This is a genomic window from Pseudomonas sp. Irchel s3h9 (assembly GCF_900187475.1).
GTDB lineage: Bacteria > Pseudomonadota > Gammaproteobacteria > Pseudomonadales > Pseudomonadaceae > Aquipseudomonas > Aquipseudomonas neuropathica.
Genome location: NZ_FYDH01000006.1, coordinates 52,731 through 69,388, shown reverse-complemented (window position 1 = coordinate 69,388; position 16,658 = coordinate 52,731). Strand labels below are relative to the sequence as shown.

Below are 16,658 nucleotides of genomic sequence, written 5' to 3'. Positions count from 1 at the left end.
GGCGCGCTGATGAGGATTTCTCTTCACTCCCGTCAGACTCAGCAAGGCATGGTGTTGCTGGTCAGTCTGGTATTCCTGCTGTTGTTGACCCTGATTGGTTTGTCGTCGATGCAAAGCGCCAACCTGCAGGAAAAAATGGCCGGCAGTGTGAGCCTGCGCAATCAGTCGTTCCAGACGGCCGAGGCGGCTCTGCGTGTTGGGGAGAGCGCTGTGCAACTGGACAGTTATTCGCTCGCCGTGTGCAGCGGCACCACCCAATGCGCACCGCCGGCGGAGTCGTCGGTGGTCAGTGCGGCGGGGTTCAACTCGACCTCCGGGGTGACCTGGATCGCCGCCGGCAATGGTTTCTATGGTGTGCAGAACATCGGCACCACACTGACCGCCGTCAACGTGCCGAGCAACACCTCTGCGACGTTGTATCGCGTCACCGCTGTCGGCATTGCCGGCAGCTCGCGCAGTGTGGTGGAGAGTGTCTATGCGAAGTATTGAACGCTGCACATCGCTGCTGCTCGGCCTGCTGCTGAGCTTGTATCTGGCGACGCCCGTCTATGCATTCACGCCCTCTGATTCGCCGCTGTTGAGTGCTGCAGCGGTGCCACCGAATGTGATGCTGCTGATCGATGATTCGGGGAGTATGAACAGCATCATTTACGCCGCCGGATTTGATCCGAACATCAACCGTGCACCCGCCCGGCAGTGCAATGCCTTCCTGGGATTGTGCTCTGCGCTCAATGCTCCGCAGATCACCGGCGACACGGTGTTTCTATCGAGCCTGCCGACCTCCGGGTGCTCGGGCGGCGCCTATGCGTTCTACAACAACAGCGTGGCGCCGTTATGCCTGAAGCTGCCCGACCCCGTAGGCAATGAGAACACCCGATATTCCGCCGATTACATTTCCTATATCGTCGGCCTGGCCACGAGCAACGGCACCCGTGACTTCACCACAGGGGCGATTCCCAACGATTACCGAATGAACGTTGCGCGTAACGTGTCGACGGCGCTGGTCACCAGCAGTCGCACTTTGCGTATTGGTCTGTCGACTTTCAACCCGGTCACCAACAACGACTCTGGTAATGGCGGTTATATCGCCCGCTCGATCAGCGACTTGGCGCCGGTGTCCGGGAGCGTCACGCAGGCGCAGGCAGACACCAACTACAACGCGCTGATCTCATCGATCAATGGTTTGAGTGCCGTGGCCAACACGCCGTTGGCAGAAACCTACTATGAAATCACCCGCTACATGCGCGGTATGGCGCCTTACTACAACAGCACGCCCGCGACCTACACCAGTCCGATCCAGTACCGCTGCCAGAAAAATTATGGCGTGGTGATAACCGATGGCTTGCCGACCTTCGACCGTACCTTTCCGAGCAACGACCCATTGGGCGGCAGCCGGTTACCGAACTGGGACGGTGTCAGCAATGACGGCAACAACCTCTATGGCGACAAAGAAGGGGATACGCTGTATCTGGATGACATCGCCAAGTTCGCCTTCGATATCGACATGCGCTCGACCGGTACCGACGCGGCGGGCAAGAGTTGGAACGCGGTGGATTTTCCCAAGCAGAACATGAACACCTATACCGTGGGCTTCACCGCCGACAACGACATGCTCTCTGACGCGGCAAGTTACGGGCAAGGCCGGTACTATCAGGCCACCGACAGCACGGGTCTCAACAACGCGCTGTCCTCGGCATTGAGCGATATCACTTCCAAGGCCGGCTCCGGCGGGGCGGGCACCGTCAGTGGGACAACGATCAGCAGTGGCAGCAGCTTTTATCAGACCACTTACGATCCCAAGGACTGGCGCGGCACGATCAAGTCATTCGGCTTTACCTCGACCGGAACCGTTAATACATCGACAGCACTCTGGAACACTGACACGACAATCGTGCCAGGTGCGACCGCACCGACCTATCAGTCCTGGAACACCGCAAGCAACGCCGCTGTGACGCTGACCTACGGAAATTTTTCCGCCGCACAGCAGGCCACGCTGAATCAGGGCCTGCCCACCGGCATTACCGGGATTGACCTGGTGGAGTGGAGCAAGGGCACCAACAAAACCGGGCTCAAGTCACGCAGCGTGTTATTGGGCGACATCATCAATTCGCCATTGGTGCTGGCTTCACCTACCGATAAAACCGCCTCAGACCTGTCGGGCGATACCTCTTACTCCTCCTACCTGACCACTAAAGCGGCGAACATGAATGCAAGCCTGGTGGTAAATGCCAACGACGGTTTCGTCAACGTGATCAACTCGGCCAACGGCACCCGGCGTTACGGTTATATGCCGTCGAGTGTATTGCCGTCGCTGCGGCTGATTGCCGATCCGAGCTACATCAACGGTGTCAGCCACAAGTTTCTGGTCGATGGCCCGGTCGGGGTTTATGACGCGCAATTCAACAGCGCTTGGAAAACCTTGGCCATCGGCGGCACCGGCGCCGGCGGTAAGACGTTCTATGCGCTGCAACTGTTCGACGCTTCGGCTGGCAACGTAATGCGTGCGCTGTGGGAAGTGAGTGGGCCAACGACTGCGAACACCGCCAATGTTTTCAATGATCTGGGTTATGCCTACGCCCGGCCGGAAGTGGCACGCTTGGCCGATGGTCGCTGGGCGGCGTTCATTTCCAACGGTTACGGCAGCAACTCCGGCGTGGCGGCGTTGTATGTGCTGGACGTACGCGATGGTTCGCTGATCAAGAAAATCGTAATCGACAGTTCGGAAACCACTAACGGTCTGTCGTCGGTGAAGCTCAAGGTCAATTCGCAAAATGTGGTGCAGGCTGCCTATGGCGGTGACTTGCGAGGGCGATTGTGGAAGTTCGACCTCAGTGCTACTGCGCCTGAAAGCTGGGGCGTGGCGTTTTCCGGCAAGCCGCTGTTCACCACGGCAGGCGGCGCGAGTCAGCCGATCACCGCGCAACCATTGCTGGCGGACAATTCATTGGGTGGCAAACAGATTTTCGTCGGTACCGGTAAATTCAACGAAACTGCAGACAAGGCCAACAAGGATTTGCAGGCGTTTTACTCGGTGTGGGATGCCGATGGGGGCTCGGGACAGCTCACCGTCAGCAGTTTGCAGGCGCAGGCGATAACCGGTTCATTCTCCGGCAGCTCCGGGCAATTCCTGACCACAACTCAAAATGAGACGACTTATCCGGGGGAGAAGGGCTGGTATCTTCCGCTGGTGTACAACAACGTGCTGACTGGCGAGCGGGTGATCAATCAGGCGAGTATCGTGCTGGGCCGTATTGTCTTTACCACGGCGAGTGTTGATACCACTGATCCCTGTGCGAGTTTTGGTACCGGCAAACTGGTCGAACTGGATGCGTTCAGCGGTAAGATGCTCAATTACGCCGTGCTGGACACCAGCTCTGACGGTTTGGTCGACAGCAATGACTCGATCTCCAGCGGAGTGATATTCACCGGTGGCATTCCGACCCTGAACTTCGTCTCCAGCGATGGCAAGCGCAAGGGGACGACCGACACCAGTGGCACCATCACGATCATTGTGGAGAAGGGCGGCGGCGGCAGTCGTCGTATCATGTGGCGGCAAATACAGTAAGTGAGAGTTTGAGGCATGCGCAGATCCAACCGTGGTTTCACCCTGATCGAAATCATGATCGTGATTGCGATCATCGGTATCGTCATCACCATCGCCGCACCGAGCTATACCGAATACGTAAAAAAAGGCCGCCGCGCTGAAGTGGTGGGATTGCTCTCGGAGCAGGCGCAAACCCTCGAGCGTTTCTACACCAAGAACAATGTCTATACCGGCATCACTGGTCTGAGTACGGGTAATGATTTCTACACGATTATCCCGACCATCGCTGACCAGACCTTCCTGCTGACCGCTACCCGTAAAACGGGTACCTCCATGGCCACCGACAAGTGCGGGGATTTCACCCTGACCAACACCGGTGTCCGCAGCATGAACAACGCGACCACCGGGCTGACCACCAAGGATTGCTGGGGCCGCTGAGGCGCTTTCTTTCGGGTGCCATTTGCGCCCACTGTCTTATTTACGGTTGGATCAAACATGACCAGGCAACAGCAAGTGGTGATTGTCGGTGGCGGAGTGATTGGCCTGCTGACCGCCTACAATCTCGCCTCCGAAGTGCGCAGTGTGGTGCTGCTCGATCGTTCGAACCTCGGCCAGGAATCGTCTTGGGCCGGCGGCGGTATCGTTTCGCCGTTGTATCCGTGGCGTTATAGCCCGGCGGTCACGGCGCTAGCGCACTGGTCGCAGGACTTTTATCCACAGCTCGGCGAGCGATTGTTCGCTGACACTGGAGTGGATCCTGAAGTGCACACCACCGGCCTGTACTGGCTGGATCTGGACGATGAAGCCGAAGCACTGGCCTGGGCCGAGCGGGAGAACCGTCCGCTGAGGGCTGTGGATATCTCGGCTGCACATGATGCGGTGCCGGTGCTTGGTGGCGGTTTCTCGCGGGCGATCTACATGGCCGATGTCGCCAACGTGCGCAATCCGCGCCTAGTCAAATCACTGAAAGCTGCACTGCAGGCATTACCGAACGTGACCATTCACGAACAGTGCGAAGTCAGCGGCTTTGTCCAAGAGGGCGAGCAGGTAATTGGAGTCGAGACATCGATGGGTGTAATCAAGGGCGATCAGGTCGTGCTGACGGCAGGGGCGTGGAGCGGTGATCTGCTCAAGACGCTGGACCTGACATTGCCGGTCGAACCGGTCAAAGGCCAGATGATTCTCTACAAGTGCGCGGCGGACTTTTTGCCGAGCATGGTATTGGCTAAGGGCCGTTATGCGATTCCGCGTCGTGACGGGCATATCCTGATCGGCAGCACGCTGGAGCACGAAGGTTTCGACAAGACGCCGACCGATGTGGCCCTGGAAAGCCTGAAGGCTTCAGCGGTTGAGTTGTTGCCGGCGCTGGCGGATCCCGAAGTGGTCGGGCACTGGGCGGGGTTGCGTCCGGGTTCGCCGGAGGGGATTCCCTACATTGGCCGGGTGCCGGGGTTTGACGGGTTGTGGTTGAACTGCGGGCATTACCGCAATGGACTGGTGCTGGCGCCGGCGTCGTGTCAATTGTTTGCCGATGTGATGCTGGGGCGCACGCCGATAATTGATCCGACGCCGTATGCGCCGGAAGGCCGCATTTAGTCTGATATTTCTCTGTAGCCTGGCAGATCGCTTTCGCGAGCAGGCTCGCTCCCACAGTTGATCTTTGTCGATCACAAAATCCAATGTGGGAGCGAGCCTGCTCGCGAAGGGGCCCTCAATCCAGGCCCAGTTTCTTCAGCCGATAGCGCATCGAACGAAACGAAAGACTCAACCGCTGCGCCGCCGCCGTGCGATTCCAGCGCGTTTCTTCCAGCGCCTGCAAGATCAGCTTCCTCTCGACGTTCTCCAGATAATCTTCCAGATTGTCGATCTGGGTCAGATCGGCAATACCGCCATCTGCCGCGCAGTTGCCTTCGCTCAGACGTAAGTCTTCAGCCTCGATCGTGCGGTTTTCACACAAGGTGTGCGCCCGTTCGAGAACGTTCTCCAACTCCCGCACATTCCCCGGAAACCGGTAATTCTTCAGCGCTTCCAACGCCTGCGGATGCAAGCGTGCTGCCGGCTGGCCGGTGTCCTTGGCCAAACGCTTGAGCATACTGGCCGCCAGCACTTCAATATCATCACGCCTTTCGCGCAGGGACGGCACGCGCAGTTCGATCACGTTCAAGCGGTAATACAGATCCTGACGGAAGCGTTCGGCCGCCACCTCCGCGTCGAGATCCTTGTGCGTGGCGCAGAGAATCCGCACATCGACCACGCTTTCCTGCTGGCCGCCGACACTGCGCACGGCTTTTTCCTGAATCGCCCGCAGCAGTTTGACTTGCATCGACAACGGCAAGTCCGCCACTTCATCGAGAAACAACGTACCGCCATGGGCTGCCTGAAACAACCCGGGCTTGTCCTCGACCGCGCCGGTGAAACTGCCTTTGCGATGTCCGAAGAATTCGCTTTCCATCAGCTCGGAAGGAATTGCCCCACAGTTCACCGGCACGAACGGATGGCCGGCGCGCGGCCCTTGTTCATGGATCAGCCGCGCGACCAGTTCCTTGCCGCTGCCCGACTCGCCACTGATGTACACCGGCGCCTGGCTGCGAGCGAGTTTGTCGATTTGCTTGCGCAGAATGCGCATCGGTGGCGAATCGCCGAGCAAGCGCCGATCAATGGAGGTAAAGCTGCCTCCCGCCGCCGGCATGCGCAGGGCTGTGCCGACCAGTTCGCGCAGGCGCGTAAGGTCGACCGGTTTGGTCAGGAAGTCGAAAGCACCTGCTTTCAAAGCGTTGATGGCCGTTTCCAGGCTGCCATAAGCGGTGATCATCGCCACCGGCAGTTGTGGATAACGTTGCTGAATGTGCTGCACCAGCTCCAGCCCCGTACCGTCGGGCAGGCGCATGTCGGTCAGGCACAGATCGAAACTCTCGCGGTTCAGCAGCGCCTGGGCTTCAGCCAGATTGCGTGCGCTGTAGGTGTCGAGCTTCATCCGTCCCAGGGTGATTTCCAGGAGTTCGCGGATATCCGGTTCGTCGTCGACGATGAGAATTTTTTGCCGTGGGCTCGTATTCAACTTTGTTTCCGTCCGTGAGCAAAGGTGATGCGAAAGCAACCGCCGCCTTGGCGTGACTGAAAGTCTAGGCGCGCTTGGTTGCTTTCGCACAGCTCACGGGACAGATAAAGCCCAAGGCCGGTGCCCTGGCTGCTGGTGGTGAAGAAGGGTTCGAACAGATGTGTCTGTTCATCGGCAGGCACGCCGGGGCCGTTGTCCTGCACTTCGAGGACCGCCAACTGGCTGTCGGGATCACTGAACAACGAGAGCCAGACTTCGGCCTGATCATGCAGCAGGGCGCTGTGGCGCCAGCCATTGCGTAGCAGATTGTCGAGAATTTGCGTGAGCTGGTTCGGGTCCATCAGCGTGGTGAAATCTCCCGAATTGATCCGCAGGTGAATCTGCTGGCGTTCGCTGGCCTGTTCACGACTTTCGACAACGAAGTTTTCCAGCCATGGCTTGAGATCCAGGCGTTGCGGCGCGCTTTGCTGGCGGCGAGACAGTTGCAGGACGTTTTCGATGACTCGGTTCATGCGCTGGGAGTGGTCTTGAATGATCTGCGTCAGACGCCGATCCGCGCTATCGAGTTCCTCGGACTCAGCCAATAGCTGCGCGGCGTGACTGATGGCGCCCAACGGATTGCGGATCTCGTGGGCGATGCCGGCGGTCAAGCGCCCGAGTGCGGCGAGCTTAAGTTGCTGGGCTTGCTGGGCGATTTGCGCGAGGTCTTCGAGAAATACCAGGGTTTGCTGGTGGGGGCTTTGTTCGAGGGCAATGAAGCTCGGTTGCAGTTCCAGGCCGTTGCCGGGGATTTTCAGACTCTGCGGGCGCAAGGTCGGGTTGTTCAGCCACAGTTGCAGGCGATCGACCAGCGCCGTGGAATAGTCATCGATCAAATGCCCCTGAAGGTGCGACTGCGCGAGCAGGGTTTGTGCGCTGTGATTGGCCAGTTGCACTCGCCGCGCCTCGTCGAGCACCAGAATGCCGGTGCGCATGCGTTGCAGGATCAGCGCGTTGAGGGCTTCGAGGCTGACCACTTCACTGGCGCGTTGCTCGGCAAGGGTTTCGCTGACTTCGAGGCGGCGGATCAGTCCCTGCACCAGCAACGACGCGGCAAAGCACAGCGCACCGAGGGTGCCGGCCTGCAAGTATTCATTGGCGCTAAGGGGATGGTTGAAGCCGAGCAGGAAGCTCGAGCCGACGATGCCCAGCGCACCGATGGCGGCGATCAATAGCCCGATGCGCCGCCGTAGCAGGGTGTTGCTGATCGCCACCGAGACAATCAGCAAATTGCCCAGCGCACTACCGACGCCGCCCGCAGCAAAGAACAAACCGCATAAAAGCAGGACATCGACGAGGGCCAGACTGAACAGCTGCGCTGGCCGTCGGGTGTTCTCAAGGAACACCACCAACAGAATGTTGAGGATCAGATACAGCCAACTGCCACCGCGCAGCAATTCGTCGTTGGCCGACGTCAGCAGGCGGTTGTCCATGTTGCTGGAGATCAGCAGCACCAGCGTGATGCCGATACTCAAGCGGTAGAGATGATAAAGGCGCAGCAGGCGCTGCGCCTGTTTGCTGTCGGCGTGGGTGGCCTCAGCGATCACGTGTACCCGGGCCTTGCTCAAGGTGAGCCTGGCTGCAATACCACTGTTGTTGCACGCTCAGCGCGCGGTCGCGCGGCAGATGCACGCCGCAATGGGCGCAACGCACCATCGGTGGGGCGTCCTGTTCGCGAGGGGCACGGTTGGATTGGTTGGACGCGGCAGGCGCCTTGAATTTACGCCACAACCATATCGCGGCAAAAATCACGACGATCCAGAACAATAAACGAAGCATGATGAGCGGCTTTCCGACTGATGATCCGGCAGTTTAGCCAAGCTCCCGACAAGCGCACAGCCTATTAACGCGCGGCAATAAAAAAGGGAGATCCGCAGATCTCCCTTTTCGGTGCAACCGGTGTGATCAGTCGAACACGCCGAAAGTCATGTAGCTGAACCACGAGCGGTCGGTGTTGCTCGACTCAGGCTCTGGCTCTTCGATCACGTCGCCGTTTTCGTCTTTAGGCTTGAGCTCGTTCGGAATCGCGTCTTTCGCGTCCTGGAACTGCTTCTGCACGTCCTGGTTGGCGCGGGTTTCTCCCGGCGGCAGCGGTGGACGCGACTCGATCAGACCCAAAGTCGCCTTGCTCAGGAACGAACGGTTGTCGGCTTCGGCAACCCGTGGCACGAACTGGCCGTCTTGCAGGCTCGGGTGGTTCGGGTAGTTGAGCTTCAGGGTTTCCAGACTGGTGGCTGCCAGGTCGTCCAGGTGCAGACGCTGGTAGGCTTCAGTCATCACCGCCAGGCCGTCGCCGACCGATGGGGTTTCCTGGAAGTTTTCCACTACATAGCGACCACGGTTGGCAGCGGCTACGTAAGCCTGACGGGTCAGGTAGTAGTCAGCCACGTGGATTTCGTAGGCGGCCAGCAGGTTGCGCAGATAAATCATGCGCTGCTTGGCGTCCGGCGCGTAGCGGCTGTTCGGGTAGCGGCTGGTCAGCTGGGCGAACTCGTTGTACGAGTCGCGCGCGGCGCCCGGGTCACGCTTGGTCATGTCCAGCGGCAGGAAGCGCGCCAGCAGGCCGACGTCCTGGTCGAACGAGGTCAGACCTTTCAAGTAGTACGCGTAATCCACGTTCGGATGCTGCGGGTGCAAACGAATGAAACGCTCGGCAGCGGATTTTGCTGCTTCCGGCTCGGCGTTCTTATAGTTGGCGTAGATGAGCTCCAGCTGTGCCTGATCGGCGTAGCGACCGAACGGATAACGCGACTCCAGAGCCTTCAGCTTGGCTGTGGCGCTGGTGTAGCTGTTGTTGTCCAGGTCAGTCTGAGCCTGCTGATACAGCTCGGCTTCGCTGAGGTTTTCGTCTACGACTTCCTTCGATGAGCAAGCAGCGGTCAATGCGAGGATGGCGATCAGCAGCAGGTGTTTCACTTGCATGGCGGCTTGCGTCCCTATGACGGCCGCTGTCTTGGGCGGGGCCGTCCTGTTATGATGAGCGCCCCGTTGAAAAGCCTCGGGGCAAAAGACGCCGTATTTAACCACAAGCGCGCAGCCGAAACCAAAAGCTGTGCCGACGCACAGTCAGAGCATGTCCGATAAAATTGAACTTCGCGCAGAGGTGCCGTCCGAATTGGGCGGCCAACGCCTCGATCAAGTCGCTGCCCAACTCTTCGCTGAGCACTCTCGCTCGCGCCTTTCCGCCTGGATCAAAGAAGGTCGCCTGACTGTGGACGGGGCGGTCATCCGCCCTCGCGACATCGTGCACGGCGGTGCCATCCTTGAGCTGACTGCCGAGCAGGAAGCCCAGGGCGAATGGATCGCCCAGGACATCGAACTCGACATCGTCTATGAAGACGACGACATCCTGGTGATCAACAAGCCTGCGGGCCTGGTGGTACACCCGGCTGCCGGTCACGCCGATGGCACGCTGCTCAACGCGTTGCTGCACCATGTGCCGGACATCATCAATGTCCCGCGCGCCGGTATCGTGCATCGTCTGGACAAGGACACCACCGGTCTGATGGTGGTGGCCAAGACCATTCAGGCGCAGACCAAGCTGGTGACGCAACTGCAGAGTCGCAGCGTCAGCCGCATCTATGAGTGCATCGTGATCGGTGTGGTCACCGCTGGGGGCAAGATCAACGCCCCGATCGGTCGCCACGGCCAGCAGCGCCAGCGCATGGCGGTGATGGAGGGCGGCAAGCCTGCCGTCAGTCACTACCGTGTGCTGGAGCGCTTCCGCTCGCACACCCACGTACGGGTGAAGCTGGAAACCGGTCGTACTCACCAGATTCGCGTACACATGTCGCACATCAACTTTCCGTTGGTCGGCGATCCGGCGTATGGCGGCCGTTTCCGCATTCCGCCAGCGGCTAACCCGACGATGGTTGAATCCCTCAAGCATTTCCCGCGTCAGGCCCTGCACGCGCGCTTCCTTGAGCTGGATCATCCGACGACCGGTGAGCGCATGAGCTGGGAGTCACCGCTGCCGGAAGATTTCGTCTGGCTGCTGACCCTGCTCAAACAGGATCGCGAGGCCTTCGTCGGATGAACTGGCTGACGCCGGACTGGCCTGCGCCGGCCAGCGTCAAAGCCTGCGTCAGCACCCGCGAGGGTGGCGTCAGCGAGGCGCCGTTCGACAGCCTCAATCTGGGCGATCATGTCGATGATCGTCCTGAGGCTGTGGCCGAGAACCGTCGGCGCCTCACCGATCACTTCTCTATACAGCCTGCCTGGTTGCAGCAAGTGCACGGAATTGCCGTGGCGCATGCGGATCCGGGCATTGTTGCGACCGCAGACGCCAGCTGGACAGCAACGCCGGGTATCGCCTGCGCGGCGATGACGGCGGATTGCCTGCCAGCATTGTTCTGCGATCGTGCCGGCACTCGTGTAGCGGCGGCTCATGCCGGTTGGCGGGGTCTGGCGGCGGGTGTGCTGGAAGCTACCCTCGACAGTCTCGATGTTCCGGCCGCAGAAGTGCTGGTCTGGCTCGGCCCTGCCATTGGCCCCAAAGCCTTTGAAGTCGGCCCGGAAGTACGGGAAGTCTTCATCAATCAACTGCCTGAAGCAGCAGAAGCCTTCGTACCGAGCGACAATGCCGGCAAGTTCATGGCTGACATCTATAAGCTGGCGCGCCTGCGTCTGGCTGAACGTGGTGTCACAGCGGTTTACGGCGGTGGTTTCTGCACCGTGACCGATCCACGCTTCTTCTCCTATCGCCGTGCGTCACGCACCGGTCGCTTTGCCTCCCTCGTTTGGCTCACCCGCTAAACTGTCTGATCTGCATCAACCCTCTGACGCTTGAATCTTGCAGAATCGACCGCATCTATAGCGGTATCTGGCAGGTTTCTTTATTCAGGATGGTTTTTAGGTCCGGCCTGCTCAAAAGGAAGGTGACTTATGCGAATAGACCGTTTAACCAGCAAATTACAGTTGGCCTTGTCCGACGCCCAGTCGTTGGCTGTCGGCCACGATCATCCGGCGATTGAGCCGGCGCACTTGATGCAAGCCATGCTTGAACAGCAGGGTGGTTCGATCAAGCCTCTGCTGATGCAGGTGGGCTTCGACGTCAACAGCTTGCGTAAAGAGCTGACCAAAGAGCTCGACCAATTACCGAAAATCCAGAACCCGACCGGCGACGTCAACATGTCGCAGGATCTGGCGCGCCTGCTCAATCAGGCTGACCGTCTGGCCCAGCAGAAGGGCGACCAGTTCATCTCCAGCGAACTGGTGCTGCTCGCCGCAATGGACGAGAACAGCAAGCTCGGCAAGTTGCTGCTCGGCCAAGGCGTGAGCAAGAAGGCCCTGGAAAACGCGATCAACAACCTGCGTGGCGGCGAAGCGGTAAACGACGCCAACCACGAAGAGTCGCGGCAGGCGCTGGATAAATACACCGTCGACCTGACCAAGCGCGCCGAAGACGGCAAGCTTGACCCGGTGATTGGCCGTGACGACGAAATTCGTCGCACCATTCAGGTTCTGCAACGCCGCACCAAGAACAACCCGGTGCTGATCGGTGAGCCTGGTGTGGGTAAAACCGCGATTGCCGAAGGTCTGGCCCAGCGCATCATCAACGGCGAAGTCCCGGACGGCCTTAAAGGCAAGCGTCTGCTCTCGCTGGACATGGGCGCGCTGATTGCCGGTGCCAAGTATCGCGGTGAGTTCGAAGAGCGCCTGAAATCGTTGCTCAACGAACTGTCGAAGCAGGAAGGGCAGATCATTCTGTTCATCGACGAACTGCATACCATGGTCGGCGCCGGTAAAGGCGAAGGCTCGATGGATGCCGGCAACATGCTCAAGCCTGCGCTGGCTCGCGGTGAGTTGCACTGCGTTGGCGCGACCACGCTCAACGAGTACCGCCAATATATAGAGAAGGATGCGGCCCTCGAGCGACGCTTCCAGAAAGTTCTGGTGGATGAGCCGAGCGAAGAAGACACCATTGCCATCCTGCGTGGCCTTAAAGAGCGTTACGAGGTTCACCACAAGGTGGCAATCACCGACGGTGCGATCATTGCTGCTGCCAAGCTCAGCCATCGCTACATCACTGACCGGCAGTTACCGGACAAGGCCATCGATCTGATCGACGAGGCCGCCAGCCGCATCCGCATGGAAATCGACTCCAAGCCGGAAGTGCTCGATCGTCTGGAACGTCGCCTGATTCAGTTGAAGGTGGAATCCCAGGCGCTGAAGAAAGAAAGCGACGAAGCGGCGATGAAACGTCTGGAGAAACTCCAGGAAGAAATCGTCCGCCTCGAACGCGAGTATTCCGATCTGGAAGAAATCTGGAACTCGGAAAAAGCCGAGGTGCAGGGTTCTGCGCAGATTCAGCAGAAGATCGAGCAGTCGCGGCAGGAACTGGAAGCCGCGCGCCGTAAAGGTGACCTCAACCGTATGGCTGAATTGCAGTACGGGGTGATCCCGGATCTGGAACGCAGCCTGCAAATGGTCGACCAGCACGGCAAGAGCGAGAACCAGTTGCTGCGCAGCAAGGTGACTGAAGAAGAAATCGCTGAAGTTGTGTCGAAGTGGACCGGCATCCCGGTGTCGAAAATGCTCGAAGGCGAGCGCGACAAGCTGATGAAGATGGAAAGCCTGTTGCACAAACGGGTGATCGGTCAGGAAGAGGCCGTGGTCGCCGTCGCCAACGCGGTACGCCGTTCGCGCGCCGGGTTGTCCGACCCGAATCGTCCGAGCGGCTCGTTCATGTTCCTCGGCCCGACCGGTGTCGGTAAAACCGAGCTGTGCAAGGCGCTGGCCGAATTCCTCTTTGATACGGAAGAGGCGATGGTGCGGATCGACATGTCCGAGTTCATGGAGAAACATTCCGTGGCTCGCCTGATCGGTGCACCACCGGGATACGTCGGCTACGAAGAGGGTGGTTACCTGACTGAGGCGGTGCGTCGCAAGCCTTATTCGGTGATCCTGCTGGACGAAGTCGAGAAGGCGCACCCGGATGTGTTCAACATCTTGCTGCAAGTGCTCGAGGATGGTCGCCTGACCGACAGCCATGGCCGTACGGTGGATTTCCGCAACACCGTGATCGTCATGACTTCGAACCTGGGGTCGGTACAGATCCAGGAACTGGTCGGTGATCGTGAGGCTCAACGTGCTGCAGTCATGGATGCGCTGACGTCGCACTTCCGTCCGGAGTTCATCAACCGGGTCGACGAAGTGGTGATCTTCGAGCCTTTGGCGCGGGATCAGATCGCGGGCATTACCGAGATCCAGTTGGGCCGTCTGCGCAGCCGTCTGGCCGAGCGCGAGCTGAAGCTGGAACTCAGTCCAGAGACGATGGATAAGCTGATCGCCGTTGGCTACGACCCGGTGTATGGCGCACGTCCTTTGAAACGGGCAATTCAGCGCTGGATCGAAAACCCGCTGGCGCAGTTGATCCTCTCGGGTCACTTCATGCCGGGCGACACGGCAACCGGCACTGTCGAGAACGACGAAATCGTTTTCAACTAAGCCTGAGCGCCAATGAAAAAAGGAGGGCCCCACATTGTGGGGCCTTTTTTTTCGTTAGGCTGTTGAACTCAAAGGAAAAGGCTTGTAAAGTGCGCCCCGCAGTCAGTCGCCAAGACGGTCTCAGCTCACTGAGTTGAAATCTGAAATAAGTTGCAAATCATTAACTTGAAAGCAATTTAGGGGGTTGACAGAGGTGTTCTAGGTTGTAGAATAGCGCGCCTCAGACACACGAACGCAGCGATGCGAACGAGTGGCTAGATGCAGTAAGTTTCACCGTTGTAAATTGAAATATGTAGTTCCGTGATAGCTCAGTCGGTAGAGCAAATGACTGTTAATCATTGGGTCCCAGGTTCGAGTCCTGGTCACGGAGCCAATTTCAAGCCGGGGTATAGCGCAGTCCGGTAGCGCGCCTGCTTTGGGAGCAGGATGTCAGGAGTTCGAATCCCCTTACCCCGACCATTTTTGGGTCGTTAGCTCAGTTGGTAGAGCAGTTGGCTTTTAACCAATTGGTCGTAGGTTCGAATCCCACACGACCCACCATTTTTGAAACCAGTTTGCGCTGGGATCGAATCTTAAGATCAGAGGCCAAAAGCGCTGATCGAAGAAGGCGATCTTTGAAAGGTCGCCTTTTTTTTACCGGGGTATAGCGCAGTCCGGTAGCGCGCCTGCTTTGGGAGCAGGATGTCAGGAGTTCGAATCCCCTTACCCCGACCATATTAAAAATCCTCGTATCGAAAGATACGGGGATTTTTTTTGTCCGACAAAAACTCATTTCCCCTTCAAGTCATCATACAACCTGCCGATAGCCCGCTAACACGAGGGGACTGCCATGGCTTTCGCCCCTTGAATCTGGCCAATACAAGAATAAGGGCGTTCGTCATGTTGCTTCGTCAGTTGAATATTGCTCCCCGGGCGGCCCTGGGGTTCGCCCTGATCGCGGTGTTGGTGGCCTTGCTCGGCGTGTTTGCGCTCGGGCAGATGTCGAGTATTCGCGACAGTGAAGTCGCGGTGGAAAATCAGTGGCTGCCGAGTATTCGTGGCGGCGACGAGATTCGCGAGATCATGCTGCGCATCCGCACCATCTCGCTGCGCATGGCGCTGGATCAGGATCCGGCCAACATTGCGACTTACCGCAGCCAGATGGACACCCGCGACAAGGAGCTGAGCGAGAAAATCGCCGCCTACGACAAACTGGTCAACACCCCGGAAGGCCAGCAGCTATATGACCAATTCAAAAAGACCTTCGCCGCTTATCGCAGCGGTATCGCTCAATCCTTCGCCCTCGCCGAGCAAGGCAAACGTGATGAGTTGACCCGGTTGTTGCTGGTCGACATGAAAACCGTCGTCGATGGCTCCGGCAAACAACTCAACGACCTGGCAGACCTGTTCGCCAAACAGGTCGCCGCCGAAAGCCAGAAGTCCGCTGCGCACTATGAAAACTCGCGCACGATTGTCAGTTTGTTTATTGCGTTGGCCGCGCTGGCCACGGTGGCACTGGCGATGATGCTCACCCGCAGTATCGTTCGTCCGCTCAGCAGCGCCGTCAGCGCAGCAGAAAGTGTCGCGCAGGGGGATCTGACCCGGCCGATCGAAACCCATGGCAACGATGAAGTCAGTCGCTTGCTCAAAGCCTTGGCGACCATGCAGCAAAACCTGCGAGAGACGCTGCAAGGCATCAGCGGTTCGGCCACGCAACTGGCGACCGCTGCCGATGAACTCAATGCGGTGACGCTCGACAGCACCCAGGGACTGCAACAACAGAACAACGAAATCGAACAAGCCGCGACGGCCGTCAACCAGATGACGGCAGCAGTGGAAGAGGTCGCACGCAATGCGGTGTCGACGTCTGACGCGACCCGTCAATCCAGCGAGTCGGCGCATCTGGGCCAGGTGCGGGTCAGTGAGACCGCCACGGCCATCAATGCACTGGCCAGCGATGTGCAACAGACCGGTGAGTTGGTGCAATCACTGGCCAATCAATCGCAGGACATCGGCAAAGTGCTGGACGTGATTCGGGCGATTGCCGAGCAGACCAATTTGCTGGCGCTCAACGCGGCGATTGAGGCGGCGCGGGCCGGTGAGAGCGGGCGAGGCTTTGCCGTAGTCGCCGATGAAGTGCGGGCCCTGGCGTATCGCACGCAGCAATCGACGCAGGAGATCGAGCAGATGGTCCAGGGCATGCGCAGCGGTTCGAGCCTGGCGCTGGATTCGATGCAGGCCAGTACCGCGCGGGCGACGACCACGCTGGCCTTGGCTGAGCGCGCCGGTGAGGCGCTGCAAACCATTACCGCGTCGGTGCATGAGATCCATGAACGCAATCTGGTGATCGCCAGCGCAGCTGAAGAACAAGCGCAAGTAGCCCGGGAAGTGGATCGCAACCTGGTGAATATTCGTGATTTATCGGTACGTTCTGCCGCAGGTGCTGACCAGACCAGCGCGTCCAGCCATGAGTTATCGCAACTGGCCAATGCCTTGCAGGGCATGGTACGGCGCTTCCAGTTGTAAACGGGCAGACGTGAAAAAGCCGCGTTTCTTTCAGGAGAAGCGCGGCTTGTTTTTTATTGTCGA

General features: G+C 58.9%; 12 protein-coding genes, 4 tRNA genes and 1 pseudogene. 13 read left to right on the top strand and 4 right to left on the bottom strand.

All coding sequences use genetic code 11. The features are described 5' to 3' along the window. Positions 1-9: 9 nt before the first annotated feature. From CKW26_RS11680 to thiO, 4 genes are read left to right on the top strand one after another with little or no spacing between them, the layout of a single operon-like run. Positions 10-489, top strand: coding sequence for a PilX N-terminal domain-containing pilus assembly protein (locus tag CKW26_RS11680; RefSeq protein ID WP_095048697.1), 480 nt, complete (start codon positions 10-12; stop codon positions 487-489). Further along, positions 476-3,565, top strand: coding sequence for a pilus assembly protein (locus tag CKW26_RS11675; RefSeq protein ID WP_095048696.1), 3,090 nt, complete (start codon positions 476-478; stop codon positions 3,563-3,565). The genes CKW26_RS11680 and CKW26_RS11675 overlap by 14 nt, the downstream gene beginning before the upstream one ends. A 15-nt stretch (positions 3,566-3,580) precedes the next feature. Continuing rightward, positions 3,581-3,982: a type IV pilin protein gene (locus tag CKW26_RS11670; protein WP_095048695.1), complete on the top strand. Its 402-nt coding sequence runs from the start codon at positions 3,581-3,583 to the stop codon at positions 3,980-3,982. 57 nt (positions 3,983-4,039) lie between these two features. Next, positions 4,040-5,140 carry a glycine oxidase ThiO gene (gene thiO / locus CKW26_RS11665; RefSeq protein WP_095048694.1) on the top strand — a complete coding sequence of 367 codons (1,101 nt, stop codon included), beginning with the start codon at positions 4,040-4,042 and terminating at the stop codon, positions 5,138-5,140. A 115-nt stretch (positions 5,141-5,255) separates the two neighbouring features. Here thiO and CKW26_RS11660 read toward each other — a convergent pair whose 3' ends face one another. From CKW26_RS11660 to CKW26_RS11645, 4 genes are all read right to left on the bottom strand, one after another. Next, the gene (locus CKW26_RS11660; protein WP_095048693.1) at positions 5,256-6,602 is read right to left on the bottom strand and encodes a sigma-54 dependent transcriptional regulator; all 1,347 of its coding nucleotides are present in this window, start codon (positions 6,600-6,602) and stop codon (positions 5,256-5,258) included. Then, entirely contained in the window at positions 6,599-8,188 is a 1,590-nt protein-coding gene (locus tag CKW26_RS11655) for a PAS domain-containing sensor histidine kinase (RefSeq protein ID WP_095048692.1), read from the bottom strand. Before CKW26_RS11655 ends, CKW26_RS11660 begins: the two co-directional genes overlap by 4 nt. After that, positions 8,178-8,420 carry a PP0621 family protein gene (locus CKW26_RS11650; protein ID WP_093434843.1) on the bottom strand — a complete coding sequence of 81 codons (243 nt, stop codon included), beginning with the start codon at positions 8,418-8,420 and terminating at the stop codon, positions 8,178-8,180. The genes CKW26_RS11655 and CKW26_RS11650 overlap by 11 nt, the downstream gene beginning before the upstream one ends. Positions 8,421-8,546: 126 nt before the next feature. After that, positions 8,547-9,563: an outer membrane protein assembly factor BamD gene (locus tag CKW26_RS11645; protein WP_093434846.1), complete on the bottom strand. Its 1,017-nt coding sequence runs from the start codon at positions 9,561-9,563 to the stop codon at positions 8,547-8,549. Between the two features lie 151 nt (positions 9,564-9,714). Here CKW26_RS11645 and rluD point away from each other — a divergent pair, with 151 nt between their 5' ends. The 9 genes and pseudogenes from rluD to CKW26_RS30510 all read left to right on the top strand — a co-directional run bounded on the left by rluD (position 9,715) and on the right by CKW26_RS30510 (position 16,595). After that, positions 9,715-10,677 (top strand): 23S rRNA pseudouridine(1911/1915/1917) synthase RluD, encoded by a 963-nt coding sequence (rluD, locus tag CKW26_RS11640; RefSeq protein WP_016986220.1) that lies wholly within the window; start codon positions 9,715-9,717, stop codon positions 10,675-10,677. Next, a complete protein-coding gene (gene pgeF, locus CKW26_RS11635; protein ID WP_095048691.1) occupies positions 10,674-11,396 on the top strand; it encodes a peptidoglycan editing factor PgeF in 723 nt (240 codons plus the stop codon). Before rluD ends, pgeF begins: the two co-directional genes overlap by 4 nt. Before the next feature lie 129 nt (positions 11,397-11,525). Continuing rightward, positions 11,526-14,090: an ATP-dependent chaperone ClpB gene (gene clpB, locus CKW26_RS11630; protein WP_095048690.1), complete on the top strand. Its 2,565-nt coding sequence runs from the start codon at positions 11,526-11,528 to the stop codon at positions 14,088-14,090. Between the two features lie 297 nt (positions 14,091-14,387). Continuing rightward, positions 14,388-14,463, top strand: a tRNA-Asn gene (locus tag CKW26_RS11625). A 9-nt stretch (positions 14,464-14,472) separates the two neighbouring features. Beyond that, positions 14,473-14,549 (top strand) — tRNA-Pro (locus CKW26_RS11620). A 5-nt stretch (positions 14,550-14,554) separates the two neighbouring features. Continuing rightward, positions 14,555-14,630, top strand: a tRNA-Lys gene (locus tag CKW26_RS11615). 97 nt (positions 14,631-14,727) lie between these two features. Continuing rightward, positions 14,728-14,804, top strand: a tRNA-Pro gene (locus CKW26_RS11610). 165 nt (positions 14,805-14,969) lie between these two features. Next, positions 14,970-15,740: pseudogene (locus tag CKW26_RS30515) on the top strand (MCP four helix bundle domain-containing protein); the annotation flags it as partial. After that, entirely contained in the window at positions 15,732-16,595 is an 864-nt protein-coding gene (locus tag CKW26_RS30510; RefSeq protein ID WP_371044025.1) for a methyl-accepting chemotaxis protein, read from the top strand. The pseudogene CKW26_RS30515 and the gene CKW26_RS30510, both read left to right, overlap by 9 nt. Positions 16,596-16,658: the final 63 nt, after the last annotated feature.

Bases quoted from the DNA above. Each gene is read 5' to 3' on its own strand.
- CKW26_RS11680 (WP_095048697.1), top strand. From the start codon at position 10: ATGAGGATTTCTCTTCACTCCCGTCAGACTCAGCAAGGCATGGTGTTG.
- CKW26_RS11675 (WP_095048696.1), top strand. From the start codon at position 476: ATGCGAAGTATTGAACGCTGCACATCGCTGCTGCTCGGCCTGCTGCTG.
- CKW26_RS11670 (WP_095048695.1), top strand. From the start codon at position 3,581: ATGCGCAGATCCAACCGTGGTTTCACCCTGATCGAAATCATGATCGTG.
- thiO (WP_095048694.1), top strand. From the start codon at position 4,040: ATGACCAGGCAACAGCAAGTGGTGATTGTCGGTGGCGGAGTGATTGGC.
- CKW26_RS11650 (WP_093434843.1), bottom strand. From the start codon at position 8,420: ATGCTTCGTTTATTGTTCTGGATCGTCGTGATTTTTGCCGCGATATGG.
- CKW26_RS11645 (WP_093434846.1), bottom strand. From the start codon at position 9,563: ATGCAAGTGAAACACCTGCTGCTGATCGCCATCCTCGCATTGACCGCT.
- rluD (WP_016986220.1), top strand. From the start codon at position 9,715: ATGTCCGATAAAATTGAACTTCGCGCAGAGGTGCCGTCCGAATTGGGC.
- pgeF (WP_095048691.1), top strand. From the start codon at position 10,674: ATGAACTGGCTGACGCCGGACTGGCCTGCGCCGGCCAGCGTCAAAGCC.
- clpB (WP_095048690.1), top strand. From the start codon at position 11,526: ATGCGAATAGACCGTTTAACCAGCAAATTACAGTTGGCCTTGTCCGAC.
- CKW26_RS30510 (WP_371044025.1), top strand. From the start codon at position 15,732: ATGCAGCAAAACCTGCGAGAGACGCTGCAAGGCATCAGCGGTTCGGCC.